This is a genomic window from Saccharomonospora halophila 8 (assembly GCF_000383775.1).
Lineage (GTDB): Bacteria > Actinomycetota > Actinomycetes > Mycobacteriales > Pseudonocardiaceae > Saccharomonospora > Saccharomonospora halophila.
The window spans coordinates 1-3,281 of the sequence record NZ_KB912582.1; the positions used below are offsets into that span (position 1 = coordinate 1).

The 3,281-nt window shown below is 71.8% G+C and carries 5 protein-coding genes; 4 read left to right on the top strand and 1 reads right to left on the bottom strand.

Annotation, left to right across the window (positions count from 1 at the left end; translation table 11 throughout):
- The first annotated feature begins 146 nt into the window (after window positions 1-146).
- Together SACHA_RS0117930 and SACHA_RS0117935 are read left to right on the top strand one after the other, a co-directional pair.
- Window positions 147-419, top strand: a complete 273-nt coding sequence (locus SACHA_RS0117930; RefSeq protein ID WP_019812019.1) for a GntR family transcriptional regulator — start codon at window positions 147-149, stop codon at window positions 417-419.
- 64 nt (window positions 420-483) lie between these two features.
- Window positions 484-1,014: a CGNR zinc finger domain-containing protein gene (locus tag SACHA_RS0117935; RefSeq protein ID WP_019812020.1), complete on the top strand. Its 531-nt coding sequence runs from the start codon at window positions 484-486 to the stop codon at window positions 1,012-1,014.
- A gap of 47 nt (window positions 1,015-1,061) precedes the next feature.
- Here the strand turns inward: SACHA_RS0117935 and SACHA_RS0117940 are convergent, their stop codons facing one another.
- Entirely contained in the window at window positions 1,062-1,448 is a 387-nt protein-coding gene (locus SACHA_RS0117940; protein ID WP_019812021.1) for an STAS domain-containing protein, read from the bottom strand.
- A 399-nt stretch (window positions 1,449-1,847) separates the two neighbouring features.
- Here SACHA_RS0117940 and SACHA_RS0117945 point away from each other — a divergent pair, with 399 nt between their 5' ends.
- Together SACHA_RS0117945 and SACHA_RS0117950 are read left to right on the top strand one after the other, a co-directional pair.
- Complete coding sequence (locus SACHA_RS0117945; RefSeq protein ID WP_019812022.1) at window positions 1,848-2,639, top strand: SigB/SigF/SigG family RNA polymerase sigma factor; 792 nt, start codon at window positions 1,848-1,850, stop codon at window positions 2,637-2,639.
- 112 nt (window positions 2,640-2,751) lie between these two features.
- Window positions 2,752-3,281: 2Fe-2S iron-sulfur cluster-binding protein (locus SACHA_RS0117950; protein ID WP_019812023.1), on the top strand; the 530-nt coding region annotated here is incomplete at its 3' end.

Consider the following 3,281-nt stretch of genomic DNA (forward strand, 5'->3'; position numbering starts at 1 on the left):
ACCGGCCACCGACGGCTGACCGTCCGACCCGGGTCCGCCCCGGCCCCCGGATCGCCCGCCGCCACCACTCACCGTGACCGCGCCACACCGCGGTGGGGCGCGGTCCGCACTCCGCCACAGCGGTCGACCGTTCTATCTTGCTGACCATGAACGGTCCCGAACGGAAGAAGTACAACCCGGAGAGCAAGACCGGGTACGAGTACGTGCTGCTCGCCGACCATCTGGCGGAGTTCATCGAGCGGGGCGAGTGGCCCCCGGGCAGCCGGTTGCCCGGGGAGCGGTCGCTGTCCGCGGAGTACGGGGTCGCCCTCGACACCATCCGGAAGGCGACGCAGATCCTGCGGGACCGCGGGCTGGTGCAGACCTTGCGTTCCAAGGGGACGTTCGTGGCGCCGGGAGGCCGGACGACCGACCCGTGAAGGCTGTCACCCGTGCGTACCGGCTGACCACGGCGGGCCACCACCGCCGAGTAACCTTGACGGGATGTCGTTCGCGCGGACCGATGCTCCCGAGGAGCTTTCCCGGATGGTGGAACTGTGCAACTCGGCACGGCTTCTGGCCACCGAGGACGCCCTCATCACGCCGACGAGCTCCTCCGCCTGGCTGAGGTCCCAGGACGTTCCGGTCGAGGAGTTGGGCCGCAGGGACCACGAACTGCTGCTGCGGGTGCGGGAGTGCCTCCGGGACCACGTCGAGGGCCGGGACACCACCCGGGAGCTCAACAAGCTGGCCAGACAGCTGCTGGGCGCGCCACGGTGGTCGTCCGACGGCGAACCGGTGCTGCCACCGCGGCGGACCGGCCCACTGGCCGGGTACCTGGCCGGGATTCTCGGCACCGCCTTCACGGCGGGGCTGACCGGTGAGCGCGACAGGCTCAAGACCTGCCGCAACCCGGACTGTCGCTGGGTGTTCTACGACCGGTCACCGGCGCGGAACAGCGAGTGGTGCGCGCTGGAGGTCTGTACGGCGCGTCGCACGCCCCGGCGGCACCGTTCGCGGCACGCCGGAGGGTGAGCCACGCGGGGTTCCGCGGGTCGGCACCGGAACCGATCAAGCCGCCGTCACGACGACAGCGCGAGCCGCCTGCCCGACCCGGTGATCACCGTGAGCGCCTCGGCGAGATCCGCGCACACCGGCATACCGACATCGAGGCCGGTCATCCGCATCGGGCGCAGCACCACGGAAGGACAGACCAGTGCCCGGCGCACCCCGCGACGGGCGGCGGTCGTGGACACGTGCCCGAGGGCGGACAGGCCCGCGGCCCCGAAGAACACGACCCCGGAGAGATCCAGAACGACGCCGCGGACGCCGTCCGGTACGTCGTCCAGGCAACGCCGGAGCAACGGCGCGCCCGCGAGATCCACCTCCCCGGACACCCGCACGACCGCCGTGCCCCCGACCGGACCCTCGATCCGGATGTCGGCCCCCGTACGCGCATCGCGGTCCATGGTCGCCGCCTCCCCTGTCGTCTCCGGTCCGGCGTGGCGGGCAACGGCCACCGCCCGGGACGGTACGCACACGCGAGTCCGGACCGCAACCACTCCGTTACGGTGAAGATCCGGCGACGCGACGGTCCGGGGACGGTACCGCACACGGCACACACCCCCGCGGTTGATTCATCCACTGTGGACTGAACGGGCGGTGGCGCGGCCGGCGGTGTCCCGATCCGCCCACGGACCCGGAACCGCCCCGCAGCACCGGAAAATCGGCACTTCGGGGTGAACTCCACGGTGTGCGGACGAAGATCGGGGCAGGCGTCACGCTGCCGTCCCCGGTGTCAATCCCGGGGTCGGGCACCGCCCGGCGGCCGGGTGTGGCCGACAGGGGCCCGGGGTAGTCACGGTTTCGTGACCCCTGACGAGCAATCCCACACGGAGGGGCGCGAGCATTCAGGCGGCTACGAGGATCTCGCTCCACTGTTCAACACGCTGGCCGAGCTCGCGCCGGACGACCCGAAGCGGGCAGTCGTGCGCGAGGAGATCATCACACGGTGCCTGCCGTTGGCCGAGCACATCGCCCGGCGTTTCGTCGGCCGCGGCGAAGCCCGGGACGATCTCGTCCAGGTGGCACGGCTGGGACTGCTCAACGCGATCGACCGGTTCGACACCTCACGGGGTACCGAGTTCGTCGCCTTCGCGGTTCCCACGATCATGGGCGAGGTCCGCCGGCACTTCCGCGACTCGAGCTGGGCGGTCCGGGTGCCCCGCAGGCTCAAGGAGCTGCACCTGTCGATCAGCCAGGCCAGTGGCAAGCTGGCGCAGCGGCTCGGGCGGGCACCCACGCCCAGCGAGCTCGCCACCGAACTCGGCCTCGCCGCGGAGGACGTCTGGGACGGGTTGCTCGCGGGCAACGCCTACCAGTCGGTCTCGATGGACGCCGCCTACGACGACGAGGGCACCCTTCCCCTGGCCGAGACGGTGGGCTCGGACGACGCCGAACTGGAGAACGTCGAGTACCACGAGTCGCTGCAACCGCTGCTCGCCGGGCTGCCGGAACGCGAACGGCGGGTGCTGATCCTGCGGTTCTTCGGCAACATGACCCAGACCCAGATCGCCGAGCGGGTCGGGATCTCCCAGATGCACGTCTCCCGGCTGCTGGCCCGGACCCTGGAGTTCCTCCGCGGCCGGCTCACCGAGTGAGCCGGCCGGGACCACCCCCGCAACCGCCCGACGGCGCCGTTTGGTGCGAGCGGGTGCGGGGTACGTCCAGTGCGCCGCCGCCAACGGGTCCCGACGAGTCGCATGGGGTGTCATGGAATCGCCGATCACGCTCACCGTGGACGGTCGACGTCGCACGCTGTCGGTCGACACCCGCGTGACCCTGCTCGACGCGCTCCGGGACCGGCTCGACGTGCCCTCGGTGAAGAAGGGCTGCGATCACGGCCAGTGCGGCTCGTGCACCGTGCTCCTCGACGGCAGGCGTGCCACCACGTGTCTGACGTTCGCCGTCGCCCGGGACGGCGCGGAGATCGTCACCGCCGCGGACGGGGAGGACCCGGTCCTGCGCGCACTGCATCGCGCGTTCCTGGAGCACGACGCCTTCCAGTGCGGCTACTGCACCCCCGGCCAGATCTGCTCGGCCGCCGGTGTCCTGGCGGAGCTCGGGTCGGGTGAACCGAGTTCCGTCACCGCCGACCTCCGGTCGACCCGCGCGGACGACAGCGCCGAGATCCGCGAGCGGATGAGCGGCAACCTGTGCCGCTGCGGTGCCTACGGCAACATCGTGGCGGCGGTGTCCCGGGTCGCCCGGGACCGGGCCGCGGCGGGCGGGGGCGCCGACAC

Coding starts and splice junctions, on each gene's coding strand:
- SACHA_RS0117930 (WP_019812019.1), top strand. CDS start 147: ATGAACGGTCCCGAACGGAAGAAGTACAACCCGGAGAGCAAGACCGGG.
- SACHA_RS0117935 (WP_019812020.1), top strand. CDS start 484: ATGTCGTTCGCGCGGACCGATGCTCCCGAGGAGCTTTCCCGGATGGTG.
- SACHA_RS0117940 (WP_019812021.1), bottom strand. CDS start 1,448: ATGGACCGCGATGCGCGTACGGGGGCCGACATCCGGATCGAGGGTCCG.